This window comes from Nitrospira sp. NS4 (assembly GCF_049546785.1).
GTDB lineage: Bacteria > Nitrospirota > Nitrospiria > Nitrospirales > Nitrospiraceae > Nitrospira_D.
Genome location: NZ_JBMWAN010000007.1, coordinates 71,466 through 89,091 on the forward strand (window position 1 = coordinate 71,466; position 17,626 = coordinate 89,091).

Genomic DNA, 17,626 nt, shown 5'->3' on the forward strand with positions numbered 1-17,626 from the left:
GTGACGCGTCGTTCGTGAAACCTAAAGCGCAAACAAGCGATCCCGCTTCGCTCTGATCCTGCGAACGACGGGTACTTGAGTAAGGAGCCCTATGTCGTTTTCACACCATCTCCGCACACTGGCGAAACCGACCTGGGACGCCCAGCTCACGCATCCCTTCGTCGTCGCCCTCGGCAACGGCACGCTCCCGGAACGGAAATTCAAATACTATATTTTGCAGGACGCCCGGTTTCTCGGCGACCTCTCGCGCGTCTTTGCCGCCGGGGCGGTCAAGGCTCCGGATTCAGACAGCGCGCTCCGCTTCGCCAAGCTGGCAGAAGAAACCATTGTGGTCGAACGGAGCCTCCATGAAGGCTACGGCACCAAGTGGAAGATGAGCGCCAAACAGATGACCTCCGTACCCATGGCCCCGACCAACTACGCCTACACCAGGCATATGCTCAGCGTGGCCCACAGCGGGTCGGCCGCGGAAATCACCGTCGTCGCCCTCCCCTGCGCCTGGATCTACTGCGTCGTCGGGCAGCATCTCCTCAAGAAAGGCCCGCCGCCGAGCAACCATCCCTACCGGGACTGGCTCATGCTCTACGCCTCGCCGGAATTCGCCGAAGTGCAGCGCTGGATGCGCAAGAAAGTCGATCAGTGGGCCAAAACCGCTGGCACCGAAGAGAAGCGGCGAATGGAAGAAGCGTTCATCATCAGCTCCCGTTACGAATGGATGTTCTGGGAGATGGCGTGGAAGGAAGAAGAGTGGCCGGTATAGTGAGAGGCATTCCCATACCCCAGCAAGAAGTCTGGACACCCAGCCCAACCTGAGTATAATGGCGCCACGCTGATGTTGAGATTCTCCCTCGCCATTTCGGGCCTCCTATTATGGTGTTCGTTGCTGCCTGGCTATGGGTTGGCTGCCGCCAATTATGAAGAGAGTCTCAAGCAATTGGCGGAGGGGATCATGGCCGAGTCCGCCAAAGCGAAGAAAGAGCGCCTGGCCATCGTGGACTTCACTGACCCCAAGGGAAAGGTCACGCCGGTGGGGCGGTTTCTGGCGGAGGAACTCAGCACACAATTGCTCGTGGCCGGAGAGCTGACGGTGGTGGACCGCCGCCTCGTGAACTCGACGCTCAAGAAGCTCCACATTGCGAGGATCGATGCGACGCCGCCTAAATCGGTGAAAGGGGCCGCCAAAGCCATCCGCGCCGATGCCTTTGTGGTGGGTTCCTACCTGGAGTCCCGGGACAGCGTGCTGGTCACGGCCAGACTCATCAGCCCCTTGAATGGGCAGGCGGTCGGCGCGACACAGGGTGCGATTCCCAAGATCGGCCCGCTGGGCGACATGCTCAAGGCCGCCAATACCCCGCCGCCGATCAAGGACGAGCTTTCGAAAGATCCCCCGGCGCCGGAAGGGCTCGGGTTTCACCGCAACGACCTGTATGAATTCATGGTCCGGTCGCTCTCCGCGCAAGGACACCAGATCCGCCTTGAGGCCACGGTGGAGAACCGCTCGCCGGGAGACTTGAAAATCCTGTGCCTTCTGCAAAATACTAGTCTCAAAGACGAGCACGGAACGCAGTGGGTTCAACAAGTGGAAGATAATCGGGACGGGCTGTGCACAAGAGGGCTGGAATTGTCTCCCCGGGAAAAGGCCCGGACGGTCTTCACGTTCACCGCCCCGGCCGACGCGGCCCCTGCCTCGCATTTCACACTGTCGTATCATGAAAAATCACCCCGACGGGATGCGGGATTCTTCATTGAAGGATTGAAAGCCGACACTCCATCGGCGGCGGCCGTCTCCGTCACTCCTTAACCATAACCATCACGGAACATCGATGACTACCAACACCATGAAACAAGTTCTGACTATTGCCGGGTCCGATTCCGGCGGCGGCGCAGGCATTCAAGGCGATCTCAAAGCGATGTCGGCGAACGGCGTCTTCGCCCTGTCGGTGATCACCGCCGTGACGGCGCAGAACACGGAAGAAGTCACAGACGTTTTTGAGCTTCCGGCTTCGATCATAGCCGCGCAGATCGACGCCGTCTTCGACGACTTCGACATCGCCGCCGTGAAAACGGGCATGCTCTCGTCCACCGCCATCGTTGAACTCGTGGCCAGGATGCTGGCCCCGCAAAAGATCGTCAATCTGGTGGTCGATCCGGTAATGCTCTCCAAAACCGGACATGCGCTGCTGAAGCCGGACGCCATCGAGGCGCTGAAGAAGCTCCTGTTTCCGCTGGCCCTCGTTGTCACCCCCAATATTCACGAAGCGCAGCTCCTCTCCGGCATCGCCATCAACAATCTGTCCGATGCCCGGCGCGCGGCCAAGATCATTCACAGCTTCGGCAGCAAATATGTCCTGATCAAAGGCGGCCACCTGCCCGCCGACCGCGCCACCGATCTGCTGTACGACGGCCGCTTCTTCAACATCTACAAGGGCGAATTCATCGACACCCCGCACACGCACGGCACGGGCTGCACCTTTGCCTCGGCGCTGGCCGCGCAACTCGCCCGGGGCAAGACAGTCCCCGACGCGGTGCAAGCGGCCAAGACCTATCTCACTGAAGCCATTCGTCACAGCCTGGCGATCGGGCATGGCACCGGTCCCACCAATCACTTTTACTTTCTTGAATCGTAGAGGCACAGCATGCTGCGGCTCCCTGGTCGTCCGGTTACCTTTCTCCTGACAGGCTTTACCTGGCTCCTGCTTTCGTCGCTGGTCGGCACGGCCATTCTGGTCGGGCTCGTGCGCGGGACGCCGCTGCCATCCTGGCTGCGCCTGGCCCACACGCATGCGGCCCTGGTCGGCGGCGTCGCGCAAATGATCCTGGGCGGATTTCTGGTCTTCATCCCCCCGCTGCTCATGACCGGGCAGAAACGGCGGGACTCCCATCCGCTGCTCTTCCTCGCCATCAACAGCGGCGCGCTCGGGATGGTGGCGGGGTTCGGATTTCGCAACTACCTGGCGGTCGGCGCGGGCGGACTGCTCGTCGTCGCGTCGTTTCTCTGGGTCGCGCGGGACGCCTGGACTCAGGCCCGGAAGAGCCTGAACTCGCCGCCCTTGAACCTGTGGTTCTACGCCATCGCCCTCCTCGCCCTCTTCGGCGGGCTCGCCTGCGGGGAAACCATGGCGTTCAACCTGACTCAACAGTCCTACGGATATGTCAGGCTGGCCCATATCCATCTCAACATTCTGGGGTTCATCACGCTGGCCATCGTCGGCACGATGCACAACTTGCTCCCGACCGTGTTGAATGCGCCGCTCTATAGTCCCACCCTCGCGCGCGCAGTGTTGCTCCTGCTGCCGCTGGGGCTCGCGCTCTTGATCGGCGGCTTCCTGAACTCGTCCGTGATCGTCGAAATGGCGGCAGGCGGCGTGCTGGTGGCCACGGCCGCGCTCTATGCGATCAATCTGTTCCGCACCTGGCTCGCCTCCAGCCGGAAGGGCAACGCCGCCTCGGATCACTTGCTCATCGGCACCTTTTTTCTGCTGGTCACCCTGGTGCTCGGCATCCTGGTCGCCGCCAACAACCTCTCCGACCAGCCTGTCATGCCGTTCGGCTCGCTTCACCTGATGGCCTACACGCATATAGCGCTGATCGGCTTTGTGTTCCAGACGATCATCGGGGCGCTCTCGCATCTCCTCCCGATCACCCTGGCGGTACAACGTGTCCAGAGCAACAAGAAGCGGGGCCCCTATCTTGATCGGCTCACGACCATCATCAACCGCTGGCGAACGGTCCAAATCGGGGGGCTCAGCCTGGGGACCATGGGGCTCGCGCTCCTCGCCTCCCTCACCTGGAATATGCCGCTCTCGTCGCTGCCCGTTCAGGTCGCGACCTGGTCCTGCGTCGGCCTCCTCCTCGGCAGCCTGACACTCTTCTCCGTCAAGCTCGTCGCCCTGCTGAGCACGTCGCCAGAAGAGGAGCAGCCCCACACAACCTGAGGAGCCTCCACAACCACGGCCACCACTCTGATAAAATCTCCCTTATGACGGAACAGACGCTTTCCTTCATCGATCTGCAAGGGCATCGCGTCGCATCGGTTCTCACGGCCCCGGACGTCGGCACCGATCGCATCGCGGTGTTCTGCCACGGTTTTCTCTCCGGGAAACGCAGCACCACGAACACAACCCTGAGCCGTCTGCTGGATGCTCGGGGCGTTGCGACGTTCGCGTTCGACTTCTTCGGACAGGGCGAGAGTGACGGTCCGTTTGAGGCCCTCACCACCACGCAGGCGGTCGGCCAGGCCATGGCCGCGCTCGATCTCGTCCGGCAAAAAGGATTCACCAGAGTCGGCCTGATGGGGTCCAGCTTCGGCGGCCTCGTCGCCATTCTCGCCGCCGCGCAGCGACAGGATCTGGCCTGCCTGGCCCTCAAGTGTCCGGTCGTCGACTTCGCCGAAGAGCTCCGGCTGTCATTCGGCGAACAGGAACTGGCCCGCTGGAAGGACACCGACACCATCCCCAATATCATGGGCGGACCCGATCGCATCCGGCTCCGGTATGCTTTTTATGACGACTGCCTGCGGCAGATCGCCTACGGACCGGCCCGGACCATCACGGCCCCGACGCTGATCGTCCAGGGAGATCAGGATGAATGCGTCCCCCTGCACCAGAGCCGGGACCTCTACGACGCCCTCCAAGCGCCCAAACGATTGGAACTGTTGCCGGGCGCCGATCATCAATTCACAAAGGCGGAAGACTTCCGCCGGATGACCACCCTCATCGCGGACTGGCTCTCCTCCTATCTGACATGATTACGGCAGAAGCCCGACGCAGTACCCTGCTGACGCTCTATCCCCTCTTCAAAGCAGAAGTCTACCGCCGCCGTCAGGAGATGATGCGCTGGACGGCCTTCGGATCAGCGGGGCTTATCGCGATGCTCGTCGCGCTCACCTTGAACCAGCACAAAGACCGGCTCACGTCGGTTGAAACCCTGCTCGTCGGTCTCGCAAGCCTGATCTGGTGTGGATTATCCTGCGCGCTGATCCGGCAGCAGCAGCACCGCCATCGGCAGGCCAAGCAAGTGCTGATTCACCTGGAACAGGCGCTGGAGCTCTACGAACAAGGCATCTTCATGGAGAATCGGACGCTGTATCCGGAAGCCTGGACCAGCGACTGGATGAGCGACCGGACGGGGATACTCTACTTCACCACACTGGGCTCGTTGACCGTCATATTCCTGATCGCCCTACTCATGGCGTAGCAAGCGGCCGTCACGACTTCACACAGCGGAAGCCCGTATAACTATTTTTTGTGTCCGGCGGCAGTTTGAATCGCCCGTAGGCCAGCAGATATTTCGGCAGGTCCGACCAGGACCCGCCGCGCAGCACTTTGAATTGGCCTTGCTCCGGCCCTTGGGGGTTCCGCTCCGGTGAGCCGTCATAATAGTGCGTCGCGTACCAGTCCTGCACCCACTCCCACACATTGCCCGCCATATTGAACAGGCCGTACGGACTCCGGCCCATCTCATACGACTGCACCGGCATCAGCACCTGGCTGTAGCTGAACCTCGCCCCCAGGGCGAAATTGGCCAGATCCTTATCGGGCGCCTTATTGCCCCAGGGATACAGCCGCCCGTCCGTTCCCCTGGCCGCCTTCTCCCACTCGGCTTCGGTCGGTAAACGTTTGCCCTTCCAGCGGCAATAGCCGTCGGCATCGTGCCAATCCACGCCAATGACCGGTCTATCACTATGCTGCGCCAGGTTCACCGTCTCCCACAGCCAGGGGGCCGGGCGACCGGTCGCAGCGAGAAATCCCGCGTACTGGGCCGTCGTGACCTCGTGCAGATCCATGAAGAAGACCGGCAGCCAGACCTGATGCATGGGCCGCTCATCCTCAAGCGCCTGCGTCCCGTCCGATCCCATGGCGAACGGTCCTTCAGGAATCTCAACCATCAGCATTTCGGCGGGGGCCAGTTGTTCCAGAGCCTGTGATCGCCTCAGCCGGTCAAGCTGCGCCTCGCTACAAGGGACCGTACCGGACAGGAACAGAAGAATGCTCAAAAAGGCCATCCAACGCGGCCGCAGGCGAGAGAAAACCTGAGGCGTAGCCTCTGGGCTACGTTGAGGATTTTGTCGAGACGAGAACAAAGTTGGGGGCCTTTTTCAGCATTTTTCTCAATGGATGATGCCGCCAACCACCCAATGCCGATCATCCGGCACATCGATCAGCAGCCTGGTCAGATTCATCTGGGCTAATTGTGCGGCGATTTCGTCTTCGGTAAACGCGGCCAATAGAGAATTGTAGAAATCGCGCCGCAGAATATCCGGTGCATCCTTTGCGTACTGATCGACGATGGCTTGCGCTGCCTGCGGTGACTCCGGCCTCAAGAGGTCCATGACCAGGACCGGTGAGCCGGGCTTCACGATCAAGCGCAGCTTGTGCCAGAACTGGAGGGGATTCGGAATGTGATGCAGCAGGCTGTTGGACACCGCCGCATCGGCCTGATTCACACCGGCCAGATCCTGGAACCGCTCGCAGCGCACCCGCACCCGGTCGGACAACCCGGCTTGCTGAATCGTCCGCTCGGCCAGTTGCACCATCGGAGCCGACGCATCCACCCCGGTAATGCGGCACTCGGGGAGCGCCAGGGCCAGCCGCACGGGAATATCTCCCGGCCCGCAACCCAGATCAAAGATGTGTCCTTGCGTACAGTCAGGAAAGTACTCGCGAAACCGATCGACGAATCCCTGGTTTTCCGCCGAGAAATCCGCCTCCGCATAGGCCGTGGCCTGCAGCGGATCGTCCATGAGTTCCGGCTCCAAAATGCGCGACATCATTTCAGCACCTCACAAGCGCAGATGACCGCTGGCGTATCGCCAACAGGCAAGAGAAATTGAAGCAGGCCTCGGTGCAGCGGTTGGGCCATAGGCTATCCGCCACCGGCCATCTGCGCTGCTATCTGCTTGACCAAGCTCCATCAGCTTGCTATACAAGCGCCTGCAGGCGTTTCCCGTCACGTTCATACCCACAACGAAAGGGGAATCTCGTGAACAAACAGGACCTCATCGAAGCCATCGCCAAACATGCCGACCTTTCAAAAGCCTCAGCAACCAGAGCGTTGGAAGGGGCATTGTCGGCGATTAAGACCAGCCTGAAGAAAAAACAAAACGTGTCGCTGGTCGGATTCGGCACGTTCAAAGTCGGCAGCCGCGCCGCCCGCACCGGTCGCAACCCCCGTACCGGCAAAGCAATCAAGATCAAAGCCGCCAAGATTCCGAAATTCAAACCCGGCAAAGCGCTGAAGGACTCCGTCAACTAACACATGCCCTCCACGGTCGAGGCCGAGCGCTAGGGGGCCCCGCGCTTGGCCTTCGCCTTGACCGTCCCCGCTTCTATCGTCACCTGATCTCCCGCTCTGACCACGCCCTCCCGCAGCACCCTGGCGTAGACGCGGCTCCAACCGGGATGATGCTTCTGTGAGATTCGCTTGAACTCCCCGTCACGAAACCACCGGGCATTGTGACCGCAGGGAACGGTGTAGCTCGTCACTTCAAGTCGAAGGTCAGGACCGATCGCCAACCGCACCCCGGGCCTGATCTGCGCCCAATCCAACCCCGCGAGCGTCAGATTCTCTCCTGACGAGCCCGGTTCAATCGCATGGCCTTCCTCCTGCAGCCGTTCGATCAGATCGAGCGAGAACAGACAGACGGCGCGGTCGGCTCCCCCGTGAAATTTTAAATTGCGCTGCCGGTCTCCCTCGACACCCCGCTCCGTCACGCGGCCTTCGAGTACCGGCTTCTTCGGCACCCCACCATCGGACACACTGACCTGATGCACATGGGGATAGGGCGGTCGTCCTGCGGGACTCATCCACCGATTCCTTCGCAGGATTCTGCCCTCAACAATTCCAACGCCACCCACCCGTCCTGCTCCCGCCGACCGGCCGGATAGAGCCCCAGCGCAGAGTAGCGCCCCACCACTTCGGCTTCTTGATCGACCAGCACGCCCGAAAACAGCAACCGCGCCCCCTCCGCACCATAGGCGGCCAGTTCATCCGCCAACAGCAGGAGCGTGTGTCGATCGAGATTAGCCAGCACCAGATCGGGCCGAACTCGTCCGGCCAGGTCTTGAAGTGTCCCGCAGATCAATTCCAACTCGGGACCGAACCGGTTCTCCCGCGCATAATCGCGCGCGCAGTCCACCGCCACGGGATCATTCTCGACACCCACAGCCGACCGCGCCCCCAGCCGCAACGCGGCCATGGCCAGAATCCCGCTGCCCGCTCCGACATCGAGCACCGTTTCGCCCCCGCGGATCAGGTCCTCCAGCCATTCGAGCAACATGCGCGTCGTCGCATGGTGGCCGGTGCCGAACGCCTGTTTAGGGTCCAGGATGATCTCAAACTGATCCGGCTCGAGCGCGACCGGTTCCCAACTCGGGCGAATCACGATCCGCCGCCCCACATGCAATGGTTTCACCGACTGCGCCCACTGACGATTCCAATCCTGGTGCGGCAGGTCGCCGACTTGTACGGCCCCGCTGCTCCGCCCGGACGGATCGAGTCGATCGAGCGCCGCGCGGACCTGTCCCAACTGCTCCCCGCTCCAATGGTCGCGAGACCAATAGAGATGGGTCACCCCCTGATCCTCCCAGGCGCCCTGCACATGCGGATCGCCCAGCAACCCGAGCAATTCCCCGGGATCGATCGCAGTATGAATGCTGACGTCTACCCAATCCTGCGTCATGGCCCCTCTTTCACAATCAATTGACGAGCACGAGCCCTTCCCAGTATGGTCGGTCTCATCGTGAAGACCGGCCATGCACCTCTCCAACGCGAACGCACACTCACCGGCCTGCTGCGGCGGGGCGAACGCCTGCATCAGCAGGGAACACAAGCCAGCGCAAGACTGTCCCGGTGGCGCGGGGTGCTGTTTCTGATCGGACTGCTGGTGACGGTCAGCCTCTACCGGCTCGGAGAATACGCGGCCGGTAACTGGTCGCTCGTCCTGTTCCTCATCGGATTTCTGACGATCGCCGCGTATCATAACAGGCTCGAACAGCGGATTCATCGGCTTGGTTTGTGGACCGGTGTGAAACGCGCCCATCTCACTCGTTTACGCCTCGAATGGCAGGCACTCCCTCCCTGCCGCCCCGTGTCCGCCGAAGGACACCTCTACGCCAGAGACATCGACCTGCTTGGCCCGCATTCCCTCATGCACCTGCTCGATACATCGACCTCAACCCAGGGCCGCGAACGTCTCGCCTCCTGGTTGCTGGAACAGCCCCCGGCGGAACAGGCCTGGAACAACCGGCAACGCCTCGTCCGTGAACTTGCCCGGCTCGCCATCTTCCGGGATCGCCTCACGGTCGAAGCCCTGCGGATGGGCGAAGCGGAGATCAACGGGCAGCGGATTGCCGCGGTCCTGCAGCATCACGTGCACCTCCCCTATCTTCACATCCTGCTGCCCGTCCAAGCCCTGCTGGCCGTCACCACGCTGGGGCTCGGTTTCGCCGCCTTGCTCAATCTCCTGCCGGCCTATTGGATGCTGTCATTCGGGCTGTATGCCCTGATTTTTTTGCAGACCGACCAGGGAGAGGAATTGCTCGAACATGCCGTCGGCCTCCATCATGAAGTCGAGAAACTGGGGACGGTGCTGCTGTTCCTGGAGCAGCGTGCCCGGAAGCCCGGATCGGCACTCGGTGAAACCTGTCGCGCCCTCGCAGCACCCGGCACCGCTCCGTCGGCGCTGACTCGCCACCTCGCGCAAGTCCTCCATGGAGTCAGCGTGAAGGCCCATCCGCTCGTCCACCTGGCCTTGAATGCGCTCTGTCCATGGGATCTCTTCTTCACGTTCCGTCTGCAGCAGTTCCAGCATCGGCTGCAGGCGCTGCTCCCGCTGTGGCTGGATGGCCTTGCCGAAGTCGAAGCCGCCTCGGCGCTGGCGACCTTTGCCTATCTGCACCCGTCCTACACCTGGCCGACCCCGGTAAAGACCGTGAGGCTCTCAGGCACGGAGCTCGGCCACCCCCTGATCCAGCCCGGCCACCGTGTGACCAACAGCGTCACCCTCACGGGCCTCGGCACGATCCATCTGGTGACCGGCTCGAACATGTCCGGCAAGAGCACCTTTCTTCGAACCATCGGCATCAACCTCTGCCTCGCCCAGGCCGGCGCACCGGTGTGCGCCGCGCACTTCGAGTGGACCTGGAGCCGCCTCGTCTGCTGCATTCGCGTGGACGACTCCCTGGACGCGGGGCTCTCGTTCTTCTATGCCGAGGTGAAGCGTCTGAAAACAATTCTGACGGCGACCGAAGAGAAAGCGGCCCCGCCGGCGCTGTTCCTGATCGACGAGATTTTCAAGGGCACGAACAACCGGGAACGGCTCATCGGGAGCCGGGCGTACATCGAAGGGTTGGCAAGAGGCAACGGGTACGGGCTGGTAACCACCCACGACCTGGAACTCACCGACCTGGAACAATCGATTCCCGGGCTCACGAACAGCCACTTTCAGGAAACCGTCTCCGCCGGGACGCTCGAATTCGATTACACCCTCCGCCCGGGCCCCTGCCCGACGACGAACGCCCTGCGGATTATGGAGTTGGAGGGGTTGCCGACCCGCCCTCCGTTGAATCCCTGATCACGGGACCGCCCCCCGGATCATTGCCGCCCGCGCGACTCACCGCATTGTCACAAGCCACGTTTTCTTTGACCTTCTCCTGGACCTCCTCCATAGTTATGCGGACATCTGCCACTTACCCAGACGCTGTCACATGATCAAGACACTCCTGTCCCACCCCCTCCGCGGCCTGCTCGTCGCACAGTTTTTCGGCGCCTTCAACGACAATGCCTGGAAGCTGATGGTCGCGCTGCTCGGCATCCGCCAGGTGACGGCCGGTATGACGCCGGGGCCCGAGTTGGAAGCCGCCTCACAAGCACAGACCACCCTGACCTTCGTCATCTTCACCCTCCCGCTGGTGCTGATCTCGCTGGTGGCCGGCGTGCTGGCCGACCGCGTCAGCAAACGGACCGTCATTGTCGCCATGAAAGCCGTGGAAGTCGGACTGATGGCCGCCGGCACGCTGGCGCTCTTCATCAATCCGTCCGGCGGCTGGCTTCCCCTCATCGTCCTCGGCTGTCTGGGGGTGCACAGCGCGCTGTTCGGGCCGGCGAAATACGGGATTCTCCCGGAGATCCTTCCGCACGACCGCTTGTCTCAGGGCAACGGCGTTCTCGAACTCAGCACCTTTCTCGCGATTCTCGGCGGCACCGCCATAGGCGGCCTGCTCCTTGACGGGGTGGGAACGACCACATGGCTGGCGCCCCTTGTCCTGACAATCCTGTCACTCATCGGCTTCGGCGCCTCGCTGACCGTCCCGTCTGTGCCGGTCGCACGAACGGAAGGCGGCCTGGGCTCGACCGTCGCGGGGGCCGTTCAGGCGGTACGGACCAATCGCACACTGTTCCTCGCCGTGCTTGGCTCCGCGTTCTTTTGGACCGTCGCCAGCCTGGTCTCGCAGGATATTCTGGTCTTTACAAAAACGGTGCTGCACCTCTCGGACGGGCTCTCCGGCCTCCCCCTGGCGTTCTTGTCAATCGGCATCGGCGCGGGCGCCGTGATCGCAGGCAAACTGTCCGGCGACCGGGTCGAATACGGGCTGATCCCGCTGGGCGCCTTCGGAATCTGTTGCTTCCTCCTGCTGCCGGGGCTGCTGAGCCCCGGACTCGCCGGCACGCTCATCTTGATGACGGGCCTCGGCCTGTCCTGCGGGCTGTTCGTCGTCCCGCTCAATTCACTCATCCAGTGGCACGCCCCGGCCGACCGGCGCGGCAGCGTTATTGCCCTCTCCAACACTTGTACGTATAGTGGAGTCCTCATGGGATCGCTCAGCGGCGGCGTCTTTGCTTCTCTCGGCCTCTCGACCACCGGCATTCTCCTCGCGGCGGCTCTGGCCACCTTTCTTGGAACGCTCTGGGCGCTGTGGCTGGTCCCGAGCGCCTTCGTTCGTCTCGTCCTGATCCTGCTGACCAAGACCCTCTATCGCCTCAAGATCCTCGGGCAGGCGAATGTGCCCCAGACCGGCGGCGCGCTGCTCGTGCCGAACCACATGTCCCTCGTGGACGGCTTTCTGCTGATCGCCAGCCTCGACCGGCCGATCCGCTTCGTCGTGGACGCCGCGTATGCCTCGCATCCCCTGCTGAAGTGGCTGATGGACATCATGCAGGTCATCCCCATCTCCTCGTCCGGAGGGCCGCGCGTGATCCTGCGCGCGTTGCGCAGCGCCGGCCAGGCCCTCGACGACGGCGAGATCGTCTGCATTTTCCCGGAAGGGCAGATTACCAGGACCGGCACGCTCCTCCCCTTTCGGCGCGGGTTCGAACGCATCGTCAAAGGCCGGACCGTGCCGATCATTCCGGTGCATCTGGACCGGATCTGGGGCAGCCTGTTCAGCTTCGTGAAAGGGCGCTTCATCTGGAAGCTCCCGGAGCAGATTCCCTATCCGGTCACCGTGTCGTTCGGCGCGCCGCAACCGGCCGAGACCCCGGCGCATGAACTCCGCCGGCTGGTGCGCGAGCTGGGCGAAGCCGCCTGGCGGGTGCGCAAAGCCTACCAGCAGCCGATTCACCGGCCGGTCATCTCGGCCTGGCGCCGTCATCCGCTCACCTTCGCCATGGCCGACGCCACTCGCCCCAGCATCACCGGATTCACAGCATTGGTGGGAACCATCACGCTCGCGCGCGTCATGAAATCCCACTGGGAAGGCCAGCGCCATGTGGGTCTCCTGCTGCCCCCGAGTGTCCCCGGCGCCCTGCTCAACGTCGCCGCCGCCCTCGCCGGCAAAACGAGCGTGAACCTGAACTACACCGTCGGCCGTACCGGCCTTGAGTCCGCGGTCACCCAGGCCGGGCTGAAGACCGTGCTGACCAGCCGGCTCTTTATTGAAAAGGCCAAGCTCGACATCCCCGGCGGCGTCGCCGTGCTCTATTTGGAGGACATCGCCAACACGATTTCAGGCGGGGCCAAAGCGACGGCTTTGCTGCTGGGCCTCTTCGCACCGATGGGATTGCTGGAGCGGGCCTGCGGCCGCACGGCGCCGATCAGCCTGGACGACCTCGCCACCATCATTTTCAGCAGCGGCAGCACGGGCGAACCGAAGGGCGTCATGCTCTCCCACTTCGCCATCAATTCGAACGTCGAAGGCGCAGGGCAGGTCATTCACATCACCAAGGCCGACCGCGCGCTGGGCATCCTGCCCTTCTTCCACTCCTTCGGCTACATGCTGCTCTGGTTCTATGCGCGCCATAACACCGGCATCGTCTTCCATCCATCCCCGCTGGATGTCGGGGCCATCGGCGACCTCTGCAGCAAATACCGCATCTCCCTGTTGGTCGTGACGCCGACGTTTCTTCAGTTGTATCTGCGCCGCTGCACGCCGGAACAATTCAGCTATTTGCGCGTCGTCCTCACCGGCGCGGAGAAGCTCCCGCTCCGCCTGGTGCAGGCCTTCCAGGATAAGTTCGGCATCACGCCGGTCGAAGGCTACGGGGTGACGGAATGCGCGCCGGTCATCTCGTCCAATTGCCCGGACTTCCGCGCCTCCGGTTTCTACCAGGTCGCTTCGCGACGCGGCACCGTGGGCCAGCCGTTCCCCGGCGTGTCCGTGCGCATCGTCGATCCGGACACCTGGGCCATTCTCCCGCCGGGCCGGCCCGGCATGTTGCTGGTGAAGGGCCCCAATGTCATGAGCGGCTATCTGGGACGGGAAGACCTCACAGCCAAAGCCGTGAAGGACGGCTGGTACATCACCGGGGACATCGCCACGCTGGACGAAGACGGCTTTCTCACGATCACCGACCGGCTCTCCCGCTTTTCCAAAATCGGCGGCGAAATGGTCCCCCACGGCAAAGTCGAGGACGCATTGCAGCAGGCAGCCGGCGCCGAGATGCAGGTCTTCGCCGTCACCGGCCTGCCGGATGAGAAAAAAGGCGAACGGCTGGCCGTGCTCTACACCATCGACGAAGCCGCCATCCCGACGCTGCTCGACAAGCTGGCCGCCAGCGGGTTGCCCAATCTCTTCCTCCCGGCAAAAAATCAGTTTGTGAAAGTCGAGGCCCTCCCGATTCTCGGCACGGGGAAATTGGATCTGCGCGGGGTGAAACAGATCGCGATGGAGCGGCTGCAGGGACGCGACACGTGACTCATCTCCCGTGGAGCGTTTCTCGCGAGATACGAACGACGAGGCGCGAGATACGAGGATAAAACAAGTGGCACCTACGGACAAATCGCTGATCGATTGCCACGTTCATCTGGCCGCGCTGCCGGAGGGAGACAACGGCTGCCATATCTCGCCCAGGATGCTGAAGAGCCCGCTGTTTCGCTTTCTGTTTTGGAAACATGGGCTCTCAGTGGACCGGCCACGCGAGGCCAACGAGAAATATCTCGAAGACCTGCTCGTCGAATTGCGGGCCTCCCGTCACGTGCAGAAGGCGGTGCTGCTCGGGATGGACGGGCATTACGATTCCAGCGGCGCGCTCAGCCTGGAACATACCGACCTCCTCGTCAGCAACGACTATGTGCTCAAGGCCGCCCGGGCCCATCCAAACGAATTACTGGCCGGCGTCTCCGTCAACCCCCAGCGGCGGGACGCGCTCGATGAGGTCCACCGCTGCGCAGACGCCGGTGCCACGCTGGTCAAGGTGCTGCCGAACGCGCAGCAGTTCGACCCGGCTGATCCGAAGTACAAGCCGTTCTATCGGGCGCTCGCCGAGCGGAAGCTCCCGTTTCTGAGCCACGTGGGCTATGAGTTCAGCTTGATCGGCAAAGACCAATCGGTCGGCGAGCCCGACCGGCTGAGAGTCGCGCTGGACGAAGGCGCCACCGTGATCGCCGCCCATGCCTGCAGCTACGGCCTGATCCTGTTCGAGAAGTTCCTGCCGACGCTACGCGACCTTGTGCAACGCTATCCGCATTTCTACGCGGACATTTCCGCCCTCACGCTGCCCAACCGGTTCCGGATGCTCTTCCATTTGCGCAAGTATCCGGACGTGCAGGAGCGCCTGCTCTTCGGCACCGACTATCCCCTCTCCGTCTTTCATATCGCCGCCTGGGGACGCGTCGCGCTCGGCACCTTGCGCAAGATGATCCGCACGAAGAACCGCTTCGACCGGCAGGTCGCGGTCTGCACCGGTTTGAATCTGGGCTTCCGCTCGTTGGCCGGACTCCTGCCTCGTTCTCCATCGACTTCACGCTAATGGATCGCAACCACGTCTTCATAACGCTCCGCGAAAGGATTCTGGGCTTCGCGACCTCACGTGTATCGAGAGAACAGGCCGAGGACCTGACTCAAGAGGTGCTGGTAGTCCTCCACGAGAAATACCCTCACGTCACAGCCCTGACCGAACTTGTTCCCTTGGCCTTTCAAGTCCTGCGGTTCAAGATGCTGGACGCCCGCCGGAAGTCCTTCCGGCGGGGAGAGTATAATCAGCAACCGATCGAGGATAGACCGATCGCCGATCCGGCCGACGATCCGGCCACGCAACTGGATCAGAAGCAGCGCGTCGACCGGCTGCTCGCCGCCCTGAACCAACTCGGCGAACGCTGCCGGGAACTCTTCAAATGGAAGCTGGAGGGCAAGACCTTCCCCGAGATTCAGAAGATGATGGGCCAGCATTCGATCAATACGATCTATACGTGGGATCTCCGCTGCAGAAAACAGCTCTTATCCGTCATGGGCGGGTCATGGGAGTGAGGGGAAGCGCTGAGTCCTGAGCGCCGGGTGCTGACCATTTCGCGAGATACACGATGGCTAAACCACAACTCGAACATCTCCTCGGCGGTTTCGCGGCGGACCAGCTGACACCCGACGAAAAGCAACGGCTCTACAGCGCCGCGCTGCACGATCAGGAACTCTTCAACGCGCTGGCCGACGAGCAGGCGCTGAAGGAATTGCTGGCCGATCCCGCTGCGCGACGCAGACTGTTGCAGGCACTGAACCAGACGAGCCCGTCAGGTGCGGGAGGCTCGCTCTCCTGGACAGGTTGGTTCCGCCGTCCTCCCAATCTGGCGCTGGCCGGCGGACTCGTCACGGCGGTCTTCGCCATTGTGCTCGGCACGAAGATGTATCAAGACAGCCTCAAACAGGCTGCTCAGTCCATTGCACACGAGGAGTCCGCACCTGCGGCACCACCGGCTCCGGCACCCTCAGGCTCGCAGCCGGTAGAACCCGCGGTGACTCCGGCAAAGAAAGATGGCCCGAGCGACAAGTTGGCGAAGCCAGCACCTCCCGCCCCGCCTCTCTCCAAAGAGTCACGAGCCTCTGACGCCGGCCGTCAAAACCTGACCACACCCAACGAGCAAGACCGAGCCCCCAGCCAAGCCGAAGCCCCAATGACTATGCGCGGGAAGGCAGCAGAGGAGGTGGCCCCCGTCACCGGTCAGCAGATCGCGCAAGCCCCTCACGCACCTGCGGCTTCGATGCCTGTTCCGATGCAAGCCCCGGCCAAGGCCCCGGTCGCCGGAGCTGCCGCCCCAACAATCAGCGCACGTGCGCTGTTTTATGGCGGACTGGCGGCTCGCGTGGCCGCAGAAGCCCTGCCCCCAGAACGAGAACAGGCCGCAAAGACCATGGATGAATCGCCCCCCCAAGCCAACCGGCTCGAGCGGAAGCGGGAAGGGATGTCACCCTTGGGCAACGTCGCCGGTGCGTCGGCAACAACTACCCCCCTGGGCTTGCGCTGTAGTTTCGTCGTGCGCGGGAGCGACGGGCAGGACCGGGAAGCGGATGCGGCAACAGCGGCGGGTACGGAGCCGGTGCGCCTGACCGTGCAAACCAATCAGAATGCCTATCTGCAAGTCTGGATGATGAGCGGCCCCTCAACAACACAACTGCTGTTCCCCGCCAAAGGAAGCGGTCAGATCTCAGCCAGAGTAGCCGCCGGACAGCGCCAATCCATTCCGTTGCCGGCAGAGCACAACGCCGCCGCTCTCATTGTTCGGGTGTCTCTCGTTCCCTTCGGGCCTGTCAGCCGACAGGAAGCCGCGCTGCTCGACCGACCGGGTGCCGGACAACTCCGGGAAGTGGTCGCCACGCCAAGTCCAACCGGACAAGCGGAGCATGCGACATATGTTGTGACAGCCGACCCGTCAACTCCAATACAGGCGGTTCTCGAACTCGCTCCACGCCGCTGATACCGCACGAGACGATTCCTCCAAGAGTGCTGACAAGGCGAGCAGCCACGCCATTGCCTCCCGAGGGAGAAAATGCGTTATAATCAACCTCGCGTTATCGGATGATGCTCGACCGGGGCATCACAGCCGGTGCGTGATAGCAGGTACCAACTATTCATGTCTTGAGAGGACTTACCATGCGCGCTGTACTGATCGCTCTCATCGCACTCTTTTACGGAATCAGTCCCTCCGCCTGGGCCTATGAAGAAATCGCGGTGTCTGAGGGAGGCACCCTCACGGGTACCGTGAAGCTGGAGGGGACCGTCCCCAAGCCGAAGGGCTACAATCTGACCACGTTGCCCGACCCCTTCTATTGCGGCCGCATCTCCGATGGGCAAGGCTGGCGTATCCTGCAGCCGTTCAACGTCGGACCGGCCGGCGAGTTTCGCGAAGTCGTGGTCTATCTCGAGGGGATCGAGAAGGGCAAACCGTTCGACGTGGGGGGCGTGCCCCAGATCGAAGCCA

16 protein-coding genes and 1 pseudogene are annotated in these 17,626 nt (G+C 62.5%); 13 read left to right on the forward strand and 4 right to left on the reverse strand.

Going from position 1 to position 17,626, the window contains the following annotated elements:
• The first annotated feature begins 91 nt into the window (after positions 1-91).
• The 6 genes from tenA (at position 92) to ACO9S2_RS16970 (ending at position 5,196) form a co-directional block, all read left to right on the forward strand.
• Positions 92-760 (forward strand): thiaminase II, encoded by a 669-nt coding sequence (tenA, locus tag ACO9S2_RS16945; RefSeq protein WP_423723590.1) that lies wholly within the window; start codon positions 92-94, stop codon positions 758-760.
• A gap of 72 nt (positions 761-832) precedes the next feature.
• The gene (locus tag ACO9S2_RS16950) at positions 833-1,801 is read left to right on the forward strand and encodes a FlgO family outer membrane protein (protein WP_423723591.1); all 969 of its coding nucleotides are present in this window, start codon (positions 833-835) and stop codon (positions 1,799-1,801) included.
• Positions 1,802-1,838: 37 nt separating this feature from the next.
• The gene (gene thiD / locus ACO9S2_RS16955) at positions 1,839-2,627 is read left to right on the forward strand and encodes a bifunctional hydroxymethylpyrimidine kinase/phosphomethylpyrimidine kinase (protein WP_423723592.1); all 789 of its coding nucleotides are present in this window, start codon (positions 1,839-1,841) and stop codon (positions 2,625-2,627) included.
• Positions 2,628-2,636: 9 nt separating this feature from the next.
• Entirely contained in the window at positions 2,637-3,935 is a 1,299-nt protein-coding gene (locus ACO9S2_RS16960) for a cbb3-type cytochrome c oxidase subunit I (protein WP_423723593.1), read from the forward strand.
• A 44-nt stretch (positions 3,936-3,979) separates the two neighbouring features.
• On the forward strand, positions 3,980-4,747 hold the full coding sequence (locus ACO9S2_RS16965) for an alpha/beta hydrolase family protein (RefSeq protein ID WP_423723594.1): 768 nt from the start codon (positions 3,980-3,982) through the stop codon (positions 4,745-4,747).
• A complete protein-coding gene (locus tag ACO9S2_RS16970) occupies positions 4,744-5,196 on the forward strand; it encodes a hypothetical protein (RefSeq protein WP_423723595.1) in 453 nt (150 codons plus the stop codon). The genes ACO9S2_RS16965 and ACO9S2_RS16970 overlap by 4 nt, the downstream gene beginning before the upstream one ends.
• 10 nt (positions 5,197-5,206) lie before the next feature.
• Here the strand turns inward: ACO9S2_RS16970 and ACO9S2_RS16975 are convergent, their stop codons facing one another.
• Together ACO9S2_RS16975 and ACO9S2_RS16980 are read right to left on the reverse strand one after the other, a co-directional pair.
• Positions 5,207-5,995 (reverse strand): formylglycine-generating enzyme family protein, encoded by a 789-nt coding sequence (locus ACO9S2_RS16975; RefSeq protein WP_423723596.1) that lies wholly within the window; start codon positions 5,993-5,995, stop codon positions 5,207-5,209.
• A 114-nt stretch (positions 5,996-6,109) separates the two neighbouring features.
• Entirely contained in the window at positions 6,110-6,772 is a 663-nt protein-coding gene (locus tag ACO9S2_RS16980) for a class I SAM-dependent methyltransferase (RefSeq protein ID WP_423723597.1), read from the reverse strand.
• A 209-nt stretch (positions 6,773-6,981) separates the two neighbouring features.
• Between ACO9S2_RS16980 and ACO9S2_RS16985 the strand changes: the two genes are divergently transcribed.
• Positions 6,982-7,254: an HU family DNA-binding protein gene (locus ACO9S2_RS16985; protein ID WP_423723598.1), complete on the forward strand. Its 273-nt coding sequence runs from the start codon at positions 6,982-6,984 to the stop codon at positions 7,252-7,254.
• A gap of 29 nt (positions 7,255-7,283) precedes the next feature.
• On the opposite strand, the gene ACO9S2_RS16990 is transcribed toward ACO9S2_RS16985, so the two are convergent.
• Entirely contained in the window at positions 7,284-7,805 is a 522-nt protein-coding gene (locus ACO9S2_RS16990; RefSeq protein WP_423723599.1) for an MOSC domain-containing protein, read from the reverse strand.
• Positions 7,802-8,680, reverse strand: coding sequence for a 50S ribosomal protein L11 methyltransferase (locus tag ACO9S2_RS16995; RefSeq protein WP_423723600.1), 879 nt, complete (start codon positions 8,678-8,680; stop codon positions 7,802-7,804). The genes ACO9S2_RS16990 and ACO9S2_RS16995 overlap by 4 nt, the downstream gene beginning before the upstream one ends.
• Positions 8,681-8,725: 45 nt before the next feature.
• Between ACO9S2_RS16995 and ACO9S2_RS17000 the strand changes: the two genes are divergently transcribed.
• The 6 genes and pseudogenes from ACO9S2_RS17000 to ACO9S2_RS17025 form a co-directional block, all read left to right on the forward strand.
• On the forward strand, positions 8,726-10,573 hold the full coding sequence (locus ACO9S2_RS17000; RefSeq protein ID WP_423723601.1) for a MutS-related protein: 1,848 nt from the start codon (positions 8,726-8,728) through the stop codon (positions 10,571-10,573).
• A gap of 133 nt (positions 10,574-10,706) precedes the next feature.
• Positions 10,707-14,132, forward strand: a complete 3,426-nt coding sequence (locus ACO9S2_RS17005) for an acyl-[ACP]--phospholipid O-acyltransferase (protein ID WP_423723602.1) — start codon at positions 10,707-10,709, stop codon at positions 14,130-14,132.
• A 67-nt stretch (positions 14,133-14,199) separates the two neighbouring features.
• Positions 14,200-15,186 carry an amidohydrolase family protein gene (locus ACO9S2_RS17010; RefSeq protein ID WP_423723603.1) on the forward strand — a complete coding sequence of 329 codons (987 nt, stop codon included), beginning with the start codon at positions 14,200-14,202 and terminating at the stop codon, positions 15,184-15,186.
• A complete protein-coding gene (locus tag ACO9S2_RS17015; RefSeq protein WP_423723604.1) occupies positions 15,186-15,683 on the forward strand; it encodes an RNA polymerase sigma factor in 498 nt (165 codons plus the stop codon). Before ACO9S2_RS17010 ends, ACO9S2_RS17015 begins: the two co-directional genes overlap by 1 nt.
• A gap of 53 nt (positions 15,684-15,736) precedes the next feature.
• Positions 15,737-17,122: a hypothetical protein gene (locus ACO9S2_RS17020; RefSeq protein WP_423723605.1), complete on the forward strand. Its 1,386-nt coding sequence runs from the start codon at positions 15,737-15,739 to the stop codon at positions 17,120-17,122.
• Positions 17,123-17,298: 176 nt separating this feature from the next.
• A pseudogene (locus ACO9S2_RS17025) lies at positions 17,299-17,626 on the forward strand (carboxypeptidase regulatory-like domain-containing protein); the annotation flags it as partial.